Raw genomic sequence first — 14,637 nt, forward strand, 5'->3', positions numbered from 1 at the left:
AAATGCCTGAAACCGGTTTCGGGTTTTCACGCATTCGGCAAACGTCATACCTCCTCTACATTCCGCGGCCATGAACCAGACCGCTCCCCGCAGCCCCTTCGACCTGTCCGGCCGCACGGCCCTGATCACCGGCTCCACGCGCGGCATCGGCTTCGCGCTGGCGCAGGGCCTGGGCCGCGCCGGCGCCCACATCGTCGTCAACGGCCGCCAGCAGGCCGCCGTCGACGAAGCCGTCGCGCGCCTCGCGGCCGAAGGCATCGGCGCCAGCGGCGCGGTGTTCGACGTGGCCCAGGAAGCCTCCGTGGCGGCCGGCTTCGCCGCGCTGGACGCCGCCGGCCGCGAGATCGACATTCTCATCAACAACGCCGGCATCCAGCACCGCAAGCCGATGCTGGAGCTGGAACTGGCCGACTGGCAGCGCGTGCTGGACACCAACCTCACGGCCGCCTTCCTGGTCGGGCGCGAGGCCGCGCGCCGCATGGTCGCGCGCGGGCGCGGCGGCAAGATCATCAACATCGGCTCGCTGACCAGCCAGGCCGCACGCGCCACGGTGGCGCCTTACACGGTGGCCAAGGGCGGCATCAAGATGCTGTCGCGCGCGATGGCGGCCGAATGGGCCGACAAGGGCATCCAGGCCAACAGCATCGGCCCCGGCTACATCCTGACCGACATGAACCAGGCGCTGGTGGACAACCCCGAGTTCGACGCCTGGGTCAAGGCCAGCAACCCGACGCGGCGCTGGGGCAAGCCGGAGGAACTGGCCGGCACGGCCGTCTACCTCGCCTCCTCCGCCTCGGACTACGTCAACGGCCAGATCATCTACGTCGACGGCGGCTGGCTCTCCGTGCTCTGACCATGGCGATCCGCATCACCGACGTCCGCGCCATCGCCACGGCGCCGCAGGGCATCAACCTGCTGGTCGTGAAGGTCGAGACCAACCAGCCCGGCCTGTACGGCCTGGGCTGCGCCACCTTCGCCTACCGCCACCTGGCCGTGCAGTGCGTGGTCGAGCAGTACCTCAAGCCCCTGCTGGTCGGCCGCGATGCCGAGGCCATCGAGGAACTGTGGCAGTTGATGCACCAGAACGCCTACTGGCGCAACGGCCCGATCGAGAACAACGCGATCTCCGGCGTGGACATGGCGCTGTGGGACCTGAAGGGCAAGCTGGCCGGCATGCCGCTGTACCAGCTGTTCGGCGGCGCGGTGCGCGCGGGCGTGCCGGTCTACCGCCATGCCGAGGGCCGCGACCTGGCCGAGCTCGTCGACAGCATCGCGCACTGGCGCGCGCAGGGCGTGCAGCACATCCGCTGCCAGAGCGGCGGCTACGGCGGCGGCGGCTTCGGCCCGGCGCCGGCGCGCGCGGCGGAGGGGGCGCCCGAGGGCATCTACCTGGAGCCGCGCGCCTACGTGCGCGACACGGTGGCGCTGTTCGACGCGCTGCGCAGCCAGGTCGGCTTCGAGGTCGAGCTGGTCCACGACGTGCACGAGCGCCTGCCCCCGGCCGACGCGCTGCGCCTGGCGCAGCAGCTGGAGCCCTATGCGCTGTTCTTCCTGGAGGACGCGGTGCCGCTGGAACAGGGCGACTGGCTGCGCCGCCTGCGCGCGCAGACCAGCACGCCGCTGGCCCAGGGCGAGTTGTTCAACCACCCGCTGGAATGGCGCACGCTGATCGCCGAGCGGCTGATCGACTTCATCCGCGTGCACCCTAGCCAGCTCGGCGGCATCACGCCCACGCGCAAGCTGCAGCTGTTCGCCGAGCAGTACGGCGTGCGCACCGCCTGGCACGGGCCGGGCGACCAGTCGCCGGTGGGCCACGCGGCCAACATCCACATGGACCTGGCGGCGCGCAACTTCGGCATCCAGGAATGGTCGGGCACCGAGCCGCCGAACTTCGTGATCCAGGAGCTGCGCGGCTCGGGCAACGCGCTGCTGGACGTGTTCCCCGGCCTGCCGGAATGCCGCGGCGGCCACGTCTACCCCAGCGGCCGACCCGGCCTGGGCGTGGACCTGGACGAGGCCGAGGCCGCCCGGTACCCCTGCAGCGCCGGCGTGACGACCTGGACGCAGACGCGCCTGCTCGACGGCAGCCTGGCCCTGCCCTGACCCGTTCCCTTTCCCTTTCCCACAGGAGCATCCCCGTGAAGATCGTGTTCCACGGCCAGAACGCCGGCGGCTTCCGCCACGGCTTCGGCGCGCTGGTCGGCCCCGGCCACGAGATCGTGCACGTGGGCGACCTGCTCGACGGCCCCGGCGAGGCCGCGCAGTTCGCCGCCGCCGAGGTGCTGATCGGCACCAGGCTGGACGCATCCATGCCGCGCCTCGAACGCCTGCGCCTGTACCACGCGCCGGCGGCCGGCACCGACATGATCGACACCGCCCGCCTGCCGGCCGGGGCCGCGCTGTGCAACTGCCACGGCCACGAGTTCGCGATCGCCGAGTACGTGTTCGCCGCGCTGCTGGCGCCGCACGTGCCCCTCTCGGGCGCCGACGCCGACCTGCGCCGCGGCGAATGGACCTACTGGGCCGGCCGGCCGAACGCGCTGCGCACCGAGCTGGGCAGCCAGACCATCGGCCTGCTGGGCTTCGGCCACATCGCGCAGGCGATCGCGCGCTGCGCACGCGCGTTCGGCATGCGCGTGCATGCGGCCAACCGCAGCCCGGTCCGCAGCGCCGACGTGGACCGCGCCTTCGCGCTGCCCGAGCTGCACGACTTCCTGGCCAGCGTGGACATCGCCGTCGTCACGCTGCCGCTGGTGCCCGAGACCCAGGGCATCGTGGACGCCGCCGCGCTGGCCGCCATGCGCCCGGGCGCGGTGCTGGTCAACGTGGCGCGCGGCCCGGTCGTGGACGAGCAGGCGCTGTACGACGCGCTGCGCCGCCGCCACCTCGGCCGGGCCGTCATCGACACCTGGTACCGCTACCCGACGCCGGCGCAGCCGGTCTGCGCGCCCTCGCGGCTGGACTTCGCGGCGCTGGACAACGTGCTGATGACGCCGCACATGTCCGGCTGGACCGAGGGCACGGTGCGCCGGCGCCAGCAGACCATGGCCGACAACATCCGCCGGCTCGACCAGGGGCAGCCGCTGGTCAACCGGCTGCAATAGACCCCCACCCAAGAGGAGACAACGCCATGAAGTTCGCACGACTGCTGCTGGCCTGCGTGGCCGCCGCCTGCCTGCCGGCCGGCGCCCTGGCCGCCAAGTTCAACCTGAAGCTGGGCCACGCGGTGAACACCACGGACGGCCAGCACGCCGCGGCGCTGAAGATGGCCGAGCTGGTCAAGGAGCGCACCAAGGGCGACGTGGTCATCACCGTCTTTCCGTCCAGCACGCTGGGCACCGACTCGGCCATGATCAGCGGCGCGCGCGGCGGCACGATCGACATCGTCTCCAGCGGCGCCTCCAACTACAACGGCATCGTGCCGAACACGGCCGCGTTCGAGCTGCCCTTCGTGTTCCGCAGCGCGCAGCACGCCTACGCGGTGCTGGACGGCCCGATCGGCAGCGGCGTGCTGGAGGAGTTCTCCGCCCAGCGCCTGAAGGGCCTGGCCTACTGGGAGAACGGCTGGCGCGCGTTCACCAACAGCAAGCGCCCGATCCGCACGCCCGAGGACGCCAAGGGCCTGAAGATCCGCTCCACGCCCAACCCTTACCACATCCAGGCCTTCAAGCTGCTGGGCATGAACCCCTCGCCGCTGGCCATCGCCGAGCTGTACTCGGCGCTGGAGACCGGCGCCTTCGACGCGCAGGAGCACCCGATCAACGTCACGCTGTCGGCCAAGTTCTACGAGGTGCAGAAGTACCTGACCGTCAGCAACCACATCTACTCGCCGCTGATCCTGGTCATGAACAAGGCCAAGTACGACGCGCTGCCGCCCGAGTACCAGGCCATCGTCGTCGAGGCCGCCCGCGAGGCCGCCCGCTTCCAGCGCGCACTGAACGCCAGCAACGCCGGCCAATGGGTGGACGAGCTCAAGAAGGCCGGCATGCAGGTGGTCGAGCAGGTGGACATGGCGCCGTTCCAGAAGATCGTCTCCGCGCCGATCGCCAAGACCTTCGGCGAGAAGCACGGCGCCGCGCTGCTGCAGGCCATCGAAACCACCACCCCCTGACAACCCCCATCCGCAACAGGAGTCCCCATGCCGTTCCGCATCGCCCCCGCCACCCGCCGCACCGTGCTCGCCTTCGCCGCCGCCTGCGCGCTGGCCACGCCCGCCCTGGCCGAGATCAAGGCCCGCATCGGCCATGCCATGCCCGAGACCCACCCGCAGGCCATCGCGATGAACAAGTTCTGCGAACTGGCGTCCACCTACACCAAGGGCAACGTCAAGGTCCAGGCCTACCACAGCGCCGTGCTCGGCAGCGACGAGAAGCAGCTGCAGGCCGTGCAGTCCGGCACGCAGGACTTGTACATCGGCACGCTGGCGCCGCTGTCCACCCGCGTGAAGGAAGTGCAGGTCTGGGACCTGCCCTTCCTGTTCCGCAACGAGCGCGAGGTCTACGCCGTGCTGGACGGCGCCTCCTCCAAGCAGATCTTCGCCAAGATCGAGCCGGCCGGCCTGATCGGCCTGACCTGGACCGGCATGGGCTTTCGCAACCTGTCCAACAGCAAGCACGCCGTCAACAAGGTGGAGGACGTCAACGGCCTGAAGATCCGCGTGATGACCAACCCCGTGGCGCTGGAGACCTGGAAGACCATCGGCGCCAACGCCACGCCCATGGCCTTCGCCGAGGTGTTCCCGGCGCTGGAGATCAAGGCGCTGGATGGCCAGGAGAACCCGCTGCTGCACATGTACGCCAACAAGATGCAGGAAGTGCAGAAGTACATCACCGTGACCAACCACGTCTACACGCCGGTGGCGATGGTGGCGTCCAAGCGGTTCTGGAACAGCCTGTCGGCCGAGGACAAGGCCGGCGTGCAGAAGGCCGCCACCGAAGCCGGCCTGCTGCAGCGCAAGCTGCTGGACGAAGGCGATGCCGCGGTCGTGGGCAAGTTCAAGGCCGAGGGCGTGGCCGTGAACACCATGAGCGCGGAAGAACTCGCGCGCGTGCAGGAGAAGGTCAAGCCCGTGGTCGCCAAGTTCGCGCCGCAGATCGGCGAGGACTTCGTCAAGGGCTTCATGGCCGAGATCGAGCAGGCGCGCGCCGCCGCCAAGTAAGCCAAGGCGACAACCACGGGAAGGAACCGCCATGGGTGGAGCATTGAAAGCGCTGGCCGACGGCCTGACGCGCCTGCTGGAGTGGGTGATGGTGGGCTGCATGGTCGTCATGCTGGTCATGGTGTTCGGCAACGTCATGCTGCGGCTGTTCCTGAACACCGGCATCGACCTGTCGGAGGAGGTGCCGCGCTTCGCCTTCGTGTGGCTGACCTTCCTGGGCGCCATCGTCGGCATGCGCAAGCGCGCGCACCTGGGCGTGGACCTGGTGGTGCAGATGCTGCCCACGCTGGGCCGCCGCGTCTGCTGGGGCATCAGCCAGGCCATCATGGCCGTGTGCTGCGGCTACATCGTCTACGGCACCTGGCTGCAGCACGACATCATCGCCGGCAACGCCTCGCCCGTGGCGCAGTGGAGCATGCTGTGGGTCTACGGCGTGAGCTACCTGACCGGCACGGTCATCGGGCTGATCTGCCTGTCCAACCTGGTGCGGCTGTTCCTGGGCCAGGTGCGCGACGATGAGCTGATCGACGTGCACGAGGAAGGCATGGAAGAGGCGCTGGAGGCCGAGCGCGAGATCAAGGCGCAGGGCGCCGCCAACGGGGGCCGCGCATGACGATCTTCATCTTCATCGCCTCGCTGCTCGGCCTGATGGCGCTGGGCATGCCGGTCGCGTTCGCGCTGATCGGCTGCGGCCTGGCCATCATGTACACCATGGGCTTCACCGATCCGCAGATCGTGGTGCAGAACATGTGGGACGGCGCCAACAGCTTCCCGCTGCTGGCCGTGCCCTTCTTCATGCTGGCCGGCGAGTTCATGAACGCCGGCGGCATGACGCGGCGCATCATCCAGATGGCCATGGCCTGGGTCGGCCACATCCGCGGCGGCCTGGGCTACGTGGCCGTGGGCGCGGCCGTCATCATGGCCAGCCTGTCGGGCTCGGCCGTGGCCGACACCGCCGCGCTGGCCGCCGTGCTGGTGCCGCTGATGCGCAACGCCGGCTACGACGTGAACCGCTCCTGCGGCCTGATCGCCTGCGGCGGCATCATCGCGCCGGTGCTCCCGCCGTCGATCGCGATGATCCTGTACGGCGTGACCGGCGGCGTGTCCATCACCAAGCTGTTCATCGCCGGCATCGTGCCCGGGCTGCTGATGGGCGTGGCGATCCTGCTGGCCTGGCGCTGGTGCATCGGCCGCGACCCCATCGTCACCGAGCCCAAGCGCTCGATGGGCGAGCGCCTGGACGCCACGCGCAAGTCGCTGTGGGCGCTGGTGCTGCCGGTGGTCATCATCGGCGGCCTGAAGGCCGGCTGGTTCACGCCGACCGAGGCGGCCGTGATCGCCGCGGTGTACTCGCTGCTGGTGGGCATGCTGGTCTACCGCGAGATCAAGCCCTCGCAGCTGTTCCACCTGATCTACCGCGCGGCCGAGACCACGGCCATCATCATGTTCCTGGTGTCGGCGGCCGGCGTGTCGGCCTGGCTGATCACCACGGCCAACATCCCGCAGCAGCTGGCCGACCTGGTGGCGCCGCTGATGGACAACAAGATGCTGCTGACCTTCGCGCTGATGATCCTGGTGCTGCTGGTCGGCACGGCGCTGGACTTCACGCCCACGGTGCTGATCATGACGCCGGTGCTGATGCCGGTGCTCAAGCAGGCCGGCATCGACCCGGTGTACTTCGGCGTGCTGTTCATCATGAACAACGCCATCGGCCTGGTCACGCCGCCGGTGGGCACGGTGCTCAACGTGGTCTGCGGCGTGGCCAAGATCCCGATGAGCGGCGCGATCCGCGGCGTGGTGCCGTTCATGGTGGCGCAGACCATCGTGATGTTCCTGCTGGTGGTGTTCCCGCAGATCGTCATGTGGCCGCTGGAATGGATGACGAAATGACGACTTTCCCCCCAACCGAGACGAGACACTGAACATGGAAGCCCTAGTCATCCACGCCCCGAAGGACCTGCGCGTCGAGGACGTGCCGACGCCGCCGGTCGGCGCCGGCCAGGTCCGCGTGCGCGTGCGCGCCGGCGGCATCTGCGGGTCGGACCTGCACTACTTCCAGCACGGCGGCTTCGGCACGGTGCGCATCCAGCAGCCGATGGTGCTGGGCCACGAGGCGGCCGGCGCGATCGAGGAGCTGGGCGCGGGCGTCACCGGCCTGGCGGCCGGCACGCGCATCGCGATCAACCCCAGCCAGCCCTGCGGCGCCTGCCGTTTCTGCCAGATGGGCCTGCAGAACCACTGCCTGGACATGCGCTACTACGGCAGCGCCATGCGCATGCCGCACGTGCAGGGCGCGTTCCGCCGCGAGATCGTGATCCACGCCAGCCAGGCCTTCGCGCTGGCCGACGGCGTCAGCGACGCCGAGGGCGCGATGGCCGAGCCGCTGGCCGTGGCGCTGCACGCGGTCAACCGGGCCGGCCCGCTGCTGGGCCGCAGCGTGCTGGTCACCGGCTGCGGGCCGATCGGCGCGATGGTGGTGATCGCCGCGCGCCGCGCCGGCGCCACCCGCATCGTGGCCACCGACGTGGTCGCCAACACGCTGCGCAAGGCGCTGCAGATCGGTGCCGACGAGGCCATCGACGTGGCCACGCAGCCCGAGGCACTGGCCAAGTACGCGGCCGAGAAGGGCCAGTTCGACGTGCTGTTCGAGTCCAGCGGCAACGCCCAGGCGCTGCGCGCGGCCTTCGACGTGGTGCGCCCGCGCGGCGTGATCGTGCAGCTGGGCCTGTCGGGTGCCGAGCTGACGCTGCCGTTCAACACCGTGGTGGCCAAGGAGTTCGACCTGCGCGGCACCTTCCGCTTCCACGAGGAATTCGGCACGGCGGTGGCGCTGATCAACCAGGGGCTGGTGGACCTGAAGCCGCTGGTCTCGGCCACGCTGCCGTTCCGCGACGCCGGCCGCGCCTTCGCGCTGGCGGCGGACCGCACGCAGTCGATGAAGGTCCTGCTGAGCTTCGACTGAACCTTTTTCCGGAGACGACCCCATGCACCGCACCACCCGCCGCCTGTTCACCGCCGCCCTGGCGGCCCTGGCCCTGAGCACCGGCGCTCACGCCCAGGAGGGCCGGCACGCCCGGCTCGGCCACTCCTTCACCGACGACCACCCGCGCGCGGTGGCCATGAAGCAATTCGCCGCCGACGTGGCCAAGGCCACCGGCGGCAAAGTGCAGATCGACGTCTACGGCAGCGCCCAGCTCGGCGCCGAGGACAAGATGCTGATCGCGCTGCAGAGCGGCACGCAGGACCTGTACATGGGCGCGCTGGCGCCGCTGTCGGTGCGCCGCAAGGAACTGCAGGTGTTCGACTTCCCGTTCCTATTCGCGAGCGACGCCGAGGCCGCCCACGTGCTGGACGGCCCGGTCGGCCGCAAGATGCTCGACGGCCTGGCCGAGATGAACATCCAGGGCCTGGTCTGGGCCGGCGGTGCGTTCCGCGACATGTCCAACAGCAAGCGGCCGCTGAACAGCATGGCCGACATGAAGGGCCTGAAGGTCCGCGTGATGCAGAGCCCGATGGCGCTGGCCAGCTTCAACGCCATGGGCATGAACGCCGTGCCCATGGCCTTCAGCGAGGTGTACCCGGCGCTGGAGATCAAGGCGCTGGACGGCTACGAGCACCCGGTCGTCGACATGGTGGCCAACAAGATGTACGAGGTGCAGAAGTACCTGACCGTCACGCGCCACGTCTACACCCCGGTCGCGCTGCTGGCCAGCAAGCGCTGGTGGTCCGGCCTGACGCCCGAGCAGCAGCAGGCGGTGCAGAAGGCGGCCGAGCAGGCCCGCACGCTGCAGCGCAGCCTGGAGCTCAAGGAGGCGGCCGCGGCCGTCGAGCAGCTGCGCTCGCACGGCATGGGCGTGACCGAGATGCCGCCGGCCGAGCTGCAGAAGATCCGCGCCGCGGTGCAGCCCGTGATCGACAAGAACACCGCCACGATCGGCGCCGACTTCGCCAAGAGCTTCTACGGCGAGCTGGAAAAGTACCGGGCGGCGAAGCGCTGACGCGGGCCGGCCGCCGCGCTTGAAATCCGGCGCGGCGGCCCGCAGCTGCGGCGAACCCCGCCGACCGCCGCCGCCATGACCAGCCCGCTCCACATCGTCTGCCCCCACTGCCACACCACCAACCGCGTCGCCGCCGCCGACCTGGCCAGCGCGCCGGACTGCGGCCGCTGCCACCAGCCGCTGTTCGGCGGCCATTCCGTGGCGCTGGACGGCGCCAGCTTCGAGCGCCACGTGGGCCGCAGCGGCATCCCGGTGCTGGTGGACTTCTGGGCGCCGTGGTGCGGCCCCTGCCGCATGATGGCGCCCGCGTTCGAGCAGGCCGCCGCGCAGCTGGAGCCGCAGGTGCGGCTGGCCAAGCTGGACACCGAGGCCGAGCCGGCGCTGGGCGCGCGCTTCTGCATCCGCAGCATCCCGACGCTGGCGCTGTTCCGCGGCGGGCGCGAGATCGCGCGCCAGGCCGGCGCCATGGGCGCGGCGGACATCGTGCGCTGGACGCGGGCGCAGCTGGCGCGCGCGGCATAGCCGCGTTTGACTCCCTGAGTCTGGCAGCGCGCCTCAACGGCGCGTGAACGCCGGCGACCATGCGCTGACCGCCGCCAGGCGGTGCGCACACTCCTTCACCGCGGGGGCCAGTACAGGCAAGCGTTCCGCCGTGACGCGAATCGAAGGCCCCGCGATGCTGACGGTGCCCACCGGCTCCCCGTCTCCCGGACGACGGATCACCGCCGCCACGGCACTGGTCCCGGCCTCGTAGGCCTCGAAGACAACGGCGTAGCCGCGTGCGCGCGTTTCCTCGATGCGATCCATCAGTTCGCGCATGGAAGACGGCGCGCCCGGCCCCATCGATGCCGCTTTCTCGATGCCGTGCTTGGCGATGAGCTGCAACGCACGCTCCTCGCTGACGGCGGCCAGCAAGGCCAGACCGTTGGCAGTTGCAGGCAGATAGACGTCCGCTCCCGAATCAGGGTCATAGCGCAGCCCCGAGCGAGCTCCCTGGGCCTTGGCGACCCAGATCAGTTGGTCGCCTTCCATCACCGCAAGCCTGGCCAACTCGCCTGTGACGTCGGCCAAGTCATCCAGCAAGGGCTGAGCCGCATCCACGATGCCGCTGGCCGCCAAGTAGCTCAACCCCAGCGACGCCAGCTTGACCGTCAGGAGGTACTGCGTGCTACCCGGCTCCTGCTTCACATAGCCCATTTCCTTCAGATCCGCCAGAAGCCGGTGTGCGGCGGTACGGGGAATCCCGAGCTGATCTGCGACTTCGTGCATCGGCAGTCCGCGCACGTTCCGCACCAGAAGCTCAAGGATGGAAATCGCGCGATCGCGGACCGATGCCATGTCTTTCTCCCATGAAACGCAGTCGCCATCCTAGTGCCACATGGGATGGCGTTTCAGTCGGGGGTGAAGATCTGATAGGTATAAACCCTATTTATGGTATAGAGTTTCAATTGGTATTCTGTTTCAAATTAGGAGCCATCCATGAAAGTCGCCATCGATTCATACAGCTACCACCGCTACTTCGGGGAGATCTATCCCAACCTTGAACGGGATCCAGGGTCACGCATGACCGTGGCGGACTTTGTGGAGCGAGCACACATGCTGGGCGTAGCAGGCGTATCGCTGGAGTCGTGCTTCCTGCCAAACCCCAGCGCCGAGGAGATCACTCGACTGCGAACCCAACTGGACGACCTGAACCTGGAACGGGTGTGGGCCTGGGGCCACCCCGGCGGATTGCAGTCCGGCGCAGCGCCACAACAGTTGACCGATCTGATGCGCCACACTGAAATCGCTGCGGCCGTGGGTGCGCCCGTCATGCGCGTCTGCTGTGGCGGACGCCGCACGCGGCCCGCAGACTGGCCGGCTCACAAGGCGGCCCTGCTACCACTGCTGCGCGAGGCGTGCGCACACGCCGAACAGCACGGCGTGGTCCTGGCCATTGAGAACCACATCGACTTCCTGGCCGACGAACTTGTCGAACTGATCGAGACGATCGGTTCTTCTTGGCTGGGGGTATGCCTGGACACCGCCAACAACCTGCGCATGCTGGAAGACCCGGCCATCGCGATCGAGAAGCTCGCGCCCTATGCACGGGCCACGCACATCAAAGACGTGACGGCCCACCGCGGCAACCCGCGCGAGTTCGCCTTCTGGCCCAGCGTACCCCTTGGCCGCGGGCTGATCGATCTGCCACACGCATTCACCGCCCTGCGCCGCCATGGCTATCAAGGCCTGCTGGCTCTGGAAATCGACTACCTGCATCCGGACTACCCCAGCGACGCGGACGCGATCGCCGACAGCCTGGCCTACATGCGCAGCCTGCTCTGAGCGCTGCTCCCTCTACCTTGCATTCATATCTACGGAGACTCGTGTCATGACAGTTGCTGCCCGACAGCTCGACATCCAAGACTTTCTCGACGGTCGACCTTTCGGATCGTTCCAATGGAAGATCCTGCTGCTTTGCATCGGCGTGCTGATACTGGACGGTTTCGACGTGGTGGCCATGGGCTTCATTGCGCCAGCACTGGTCGCCGACTGGAACATCCCTCGCGAAGCGCTGGGACCGGTACTCAGCATGGGCCTGTTCGGCCTGGCCATCGGCGCCCTCGCGGGCGGCCCCCTCGCAGACCGGTTCGGCCGGCGCAAGGTCATCATCGCGTCGGTCTTCTTTTTCGGCCTGATGAGCCTGCTTTCGGCCTGGTCCCCGAGCATCACGGCACTGTCGGCAATGCGCTTCCTGACCGGCCTGGGCCTGGGCGCTTCGCAACCCAATGCCGCCACGCTCGCTTCGGAATACGCTCCGAAGAAGTACCGCTCGCTGATGGTCACCGTTGTCTACTGCGGGTTCACGCTCGGTGCTGCGGGTGGCGGCTTCTTCGCCAACTATCTCATCACGACCCATGGCTGGGCCTCGATCCTGTTCGTGGGCGGCGTGATCCCGATCGCCTACGCCATTCTGCTGGTTCTGGTGCTACCCGAATCGGCCAAGTTCCTGGCCGTCAAGCATGACGGCCGCACCCAGTTGGAACGGATCGTCAACGACATTGAGCCTGGCCAGGCCGATGCCCAGACCCGCTTCACCACGCCGGAGAGCGAGCACGCCGGCAAGACCGCAGTCCGGCTGGTGCTATCGAAGCCGCATACCAGCGTGACGATCGCGCTGTGGGCAGGCCTGTTCATGAACCTGCTGACCGTCTATTTCCTCAATAGCTGGCTGCCGATCATGGTCAAGGACGACGGCTTCACGCTGGCCGATGCCGCCATGGTCGGGGCGATGATGCAGTTGGGCGGCACCCTGGGCAATATCGCGATCGGCTGGAACATGGACCGCTTCAGCCCGCACAAGGTCCAGATGGGCACCCTGCTGGGTGCGGCGGTTTTCACCGTCCTGCTCGGCTACCTCAGCCCGGGACTGCACGCCCTGATGGCGCTGTGCTTCCTGCTCGGCTTCTGCATCAACTCGTCCAATACCGGCTGGACCGCCATGGCAGCCAGCTACTACCCCACGAAGATGCGCGCCACCGGCACCAGCTGGATGACAGGCATCGGCCGCTTCGGCGCCATTTCCGGAGCCTCGGTCGGCGCGGTATTGCTGAGCTTCAAATGGGACTTCGGCCAGCTGTTCCTGGCGCTGACGCTGCCGATCGGCATCGCCATCGTGGCCGCATGGATTCAGGGCCACCATCGCACCCCGGAAACGGATCCAGCCAAGACACTCGCGCACTGAAAAGAAGGAAACAAAGCATGTCCGTCGTCTCCACCGTGGGATTGATCGGTGCCGGCGCCATTGGGCGTGCACACCTGAATGGCGCAGCGCAAGCTGCCGGCATCAAGATCGTCGGCATCGCCGATCCGAATCCCGCAGCGGCCCAACTGGCCAACGAATTCGGCCTGCCTCATTTCACCGACCACCGGACGCTGCGCGACACGCTGCAGCCGGACGGCGCCATCATCGCGACACCCAACGCCTTGCATGTGCCCATGGCGCTCGAATGGCTTGCCGAGGGCAGGCCCGTGCTGGTCGAGAAGCCCGTGGCGGGCACGGTTGAAGAGGGCCGGCAACTCGCACACGCTGCGGATGCGGCCAAGGTACCGGTCCTGGTCGGCCACCATCGCCGACACAACCCGATCCTGCGCAAGGCGCGCGAACTGGTGCGTGAAGGAGCGCTTGGCCGCCTGGTGTCGGCCAGTGTGCTCGCGACCTTCCTCAAACCCGACGCCTACTTCGAGCAGGCTTGGCGGCGCTCCAATGGGGGCGGGCCTGTACTCATCAACCTGATCCACGAAATCGATCTGGTGCGCTTCGTCTGCGGAGAAATCCGCAGCCTGCAAGCTTTGACGTCGAACGCCATTCGCGAATTCGAGGTCGAAGACTCGGCCGCGGCGCTGCTGCGCCTGGACAACAACGCATTGGTCACCATCACGCTCAGCGACACGGCAGCCTCGCCGTGGAGCTGGGACCTCGCTTCCGGCGAAAACCCCGCCTTCTCTCGCTCGCAAGCGGAAAGCCACTTCCTGTGCGGTACCAATGCGTCGCTGGCCTTGCCTACCCTGCGCACGTGGCGGTACCCGGGCGAACGCGGCTGGTTCCAGCCGCTGGAGCCGGGGAGCATCGCTTTTCAGCCTGCCGATCCCTACATCGAACAGATGCGCCACTTCGGCGCAGTGATCCGCCGCGAAGAAGCACCGTTGACGGACGCGCTCGACGCAACCCGCACGCTCGAAGTCACGCTCGCCGTGCGGCAAGCTGCCCAGTCCGGCACCATGGTCTATTTCTGACCGGTTGCGAAACGCCCCTCACAGCGCCCGCAGCACCGCCCGCACCGGCGAAGCGTCGGCCGTGGCCAGCCGCAGGGGCAGCGCGATCAGTTCGTAGTCGCCCTCGGGCACCTCATCGAGCACCAGGTTCTCCAGCACGCGCAGGCCGCGCCGGCGGATCGCCTGGTGGCTGTCCAGGGTCTTGCTGTCGGCCGGGTCGATGCTGGCGGTGTCGATGCCGATCAGCTGCACGCCCCGGTCCGCCAGGCGCTCCACGGTCTGCGGCGCGTAGGCCGCCAGCCGCGGGTCCCAGCGGTCCTGCGGCATGCGCGCGTAGGTGCGCACCAGCAGGCGCGGCGGCAGGCCGTCCAGCGCATGCTGCAGGTGGCGCCATTCGACCAGCGGGCCGCAGCCGATGGCGTGCACCACGCGGCACGGGCCGAGGAAGGGCTCCAGCGGCACGGCGCCGATCGGCGCGCCGGCCGGGTCGTAGTGCAGCGGGGCGTCGGCATGGGCGCCAACGTGCGGCGAGAGCGTCAGCTCCGACACGTTGACCGGGCAGCCCGGGCCGATGCGGGCCGCCCAGCGCTGGCGGTAGGGCGTGTCGCCCGGGAACACCGGCGTGCCGGCGTGCACGGGCGGCGAGATGTCCCAGATCTGCATGCGGCCGCGTTCCTCCATCGGCGGATTATCGGCACGCCGCAAACCGCTTGGAGCGCGCCGGCG

15 protein-coding genes are annotated in these 14,637 nt (G+C 68.7%); 13 read left to right on the plus strand and 2 right to left on the minus strand.

All coding sequences use genetic code 11. The features are described 5' to 3' along the window. Nucleotides 1–70: 70 nt before the first annotated feature. The 10 genes from QM782_RS03320 (at nucleotide 71) to trxC (ending at nucleotide 9,678) form a co-directional block, all read left to right on the plus strand. On the plus strand, nucleotides 71–853 hold the full coding sequence (locus QM782_RS03320; RefSeq protein WP_415201506.1) for an SDR family oxidoreductase: 783 nt from the start codon (nucleotides 71–73) through the stop codon (nucleotides 851–853). Nucleotides 854–855: 2 nt separating this feature from the next. Then, on the plus strand, nucleotides 856–2,103 hold the full coding sequence (locus tag QM782_RS03325) for an enolase C-terminal domain-like protein (RefSeq protein WP_415201507.1): 1,248 nt from the start codon (nucleotides 856–858) through the stop codon (nucleotides 2,101–2,103). Nucleotides 2,104–2,138: 35 nt separating this feature from the next. Further along, on the plus strand, nucleotides 2,139–3,104 hold the full coding sequence (locus QM782_RS03330) for a 2-hydroxyacid dehydrogenase (RefSeq protein WP_415201508.1): 966 nt from the start codon (nucleotides 2,139–2,141) through the stop codon (nucleotides 3,102–3,104). A 26-nt stretch (nucleotides 3,105–3,130) separates the two neighbouring features. Then, nucleotides 3,131–4,111, plus strand: a complete 981-nt coding sequence (locus QM782_RS03335) for a TRAP transporter substrate-binding protein (RefSeq protein WP_415201509.1) — start codon at nucleotides 3,131–3,133, stop codon at nucleotides 4,109–4,111. Between the two features lie 27 nt (nucleotides 4,112–4,138). Next, on the plus strand, nucleotides 4,139–5,158 hold the full coding sequence (locus QM782_RS03340) for a TRAP transporter substrate-binding protein (protein WP_415201510.1): 1,020 nt from the start codon (nucleotides 4,139–4,141) through the stop codon (nucleotides 5,156–5,158). 31 nt (nucleotides 5,159–5,189) lie between these two features. Next, nucleotides 5,190–5,771, plus strand: a complete 582-nt coding sequence (locus tag QM782_RS03345) for a TRAP transporter small permease (protein ID WP_415201511.1) — start codon at nucleotides 5,190–5,192, stop codon at nucleotides 5,769–5,771. Next, nucleotides 5,768–7,048, plus strand: coding sequence for a TRAP transporter large permease (locus QM782_RS03350; protein WP_415201512.1), 1,281 nt, complete (start codon nucleotides 5,768–5,770; stop codon nucleotides 7,046–7,048). Before QM782_RS03345 ends, QM782_RS03350 begins: the two co-directional genes overlap by 4 nt. A 34-nt stretch (nucleotides 7,049–7,082) precedes the next feature. Continuing rightward, nucleotides 7,083–8,120 carry an L-idonate 5-dehydrogenase gene (locus QM782_RS03355; protein ID WP_415201513.1) on the plus strand — a complete coding sequence of 346 codons (1,038 nt, stop codon included), beginning with the start codon at nucleotides 7,083–7,085 and terminating at the stop codon, nucleotides 8,118–8,120. Between the two features lie 22 nt (nucleotides 8,121–8,142). Further along, nucleotides 8,143–9,156: a DctP family TRAP transporter solute-binding subunit gene (locus QM782_RS03360; RefSeq protein WP_415201514.1), complete on the plus strand. Its 1,014-nt coding sequence runs from the start codon at nucleotides 8,143–8,145 to the stop codon at nucleotides 9,154–9,156. Between the two features lie 75 nt (nucleotides 9,157–9,231). Then, a complete protein-coding gene (gene trxC, locus QM782_RS03365; RefSeq protein ID WP_415201515.1) occupies nucleotides 9,232–9,678 on the plus strand; it encodes a thioredoxin TrxC in 447 nt (148 codons plus the stop codon). Nucleotides 9,679–9,711: 33 nt separating this feature from the next. Here trxC and QM782_RS03370 read toward each other — a convergent pair whose 3' ends face one another. After that, nucleotides 9,712–10,494 carry an IclR family transcriptional regulator gene (locus tag QM782_RS03370; RefSeq protein ID WP_415201516.1) on the minus strand — a complete coding sequence of 261 codons (783 nt, stop codon included), beginning with the start codon at nucleotides 10,492–10,494 and terminating at the stop codon, nucleotides 9,712–9,714. Nucleotides 10,495–10,635: 141 nt separating this feature from the next. On the opposite strand from QM782_RS03370, the gene QM782_RS03375 reads away from it, so the two are divergent. From QM782_RS03375 to QM782_RS03385, 3 genes are read left to right on the plus strand one after another with little or no spacing between them, the layout of a single operon-like run. Continuing rightward, nucleotides 10,636–11,481: a sugar phosphate isomerase/epimerase family protein gene (locus QM782_RS03375; protein WP_415201517.1), complete on the plus strand. Its 846-nt coding sequence runs from the start codon at nucleotides 10,636–10,638 to the stop codon at nucleotides 11,479–11,481. Nucleotides 11,482–11,527: 46 nt separating this feature from the next. Next, entirely contained in the window at nucleotides 11,528–12,880 is a 1,353-nt protein-coding gene (locus QM782_RS03380) for an MFS transporter (protein ID WP_415201518.1), read from the plus strand. A 17-nt stretch (nucleotides 12,881–12,897) separates the two neighbouring features. Next, nucleotides 12,898–13,932, plus strand: coding sequence for a Gfo/Idh/MocA family protein (locus QM782_RS03385; RefSeq protein ID WP_415201519.1), 1,035 nt, complete (start codon nucleotides 12,898–12,900; stop codon nucleotides 13,930–13,932). An 18-nt stretch (nucleotides 13,933–13,950) separates the two neighbouring features. Here the strand turns inward: QM782_RS03385 and kynB are convergent, their stop codons facing one another. Then, nucleotides 13,951–14,574: an arylformamidase gene (gene kynB / locus QM782_RS03390; protein WP_415201520.1), complete on the minus strand. Its 624-nt coding sequence runs from the start codon at nucleotides 14,572–14,574 to the stop codon at nucleotides 13,951–13,953. Between the last annotated feature and the right edge of the window lie 63 nt (nucleotides 14,575–14,637).

The sequence above is a fragment of the Pseudorhodoferax sp. genome (assembly GCF_047601025.1).
GTDB lineage: Bacteria > Pseudomonadota > Gammaproteobacteria > Burkholderiales > Burkholderiaceae_C > Pseudorhodoferax.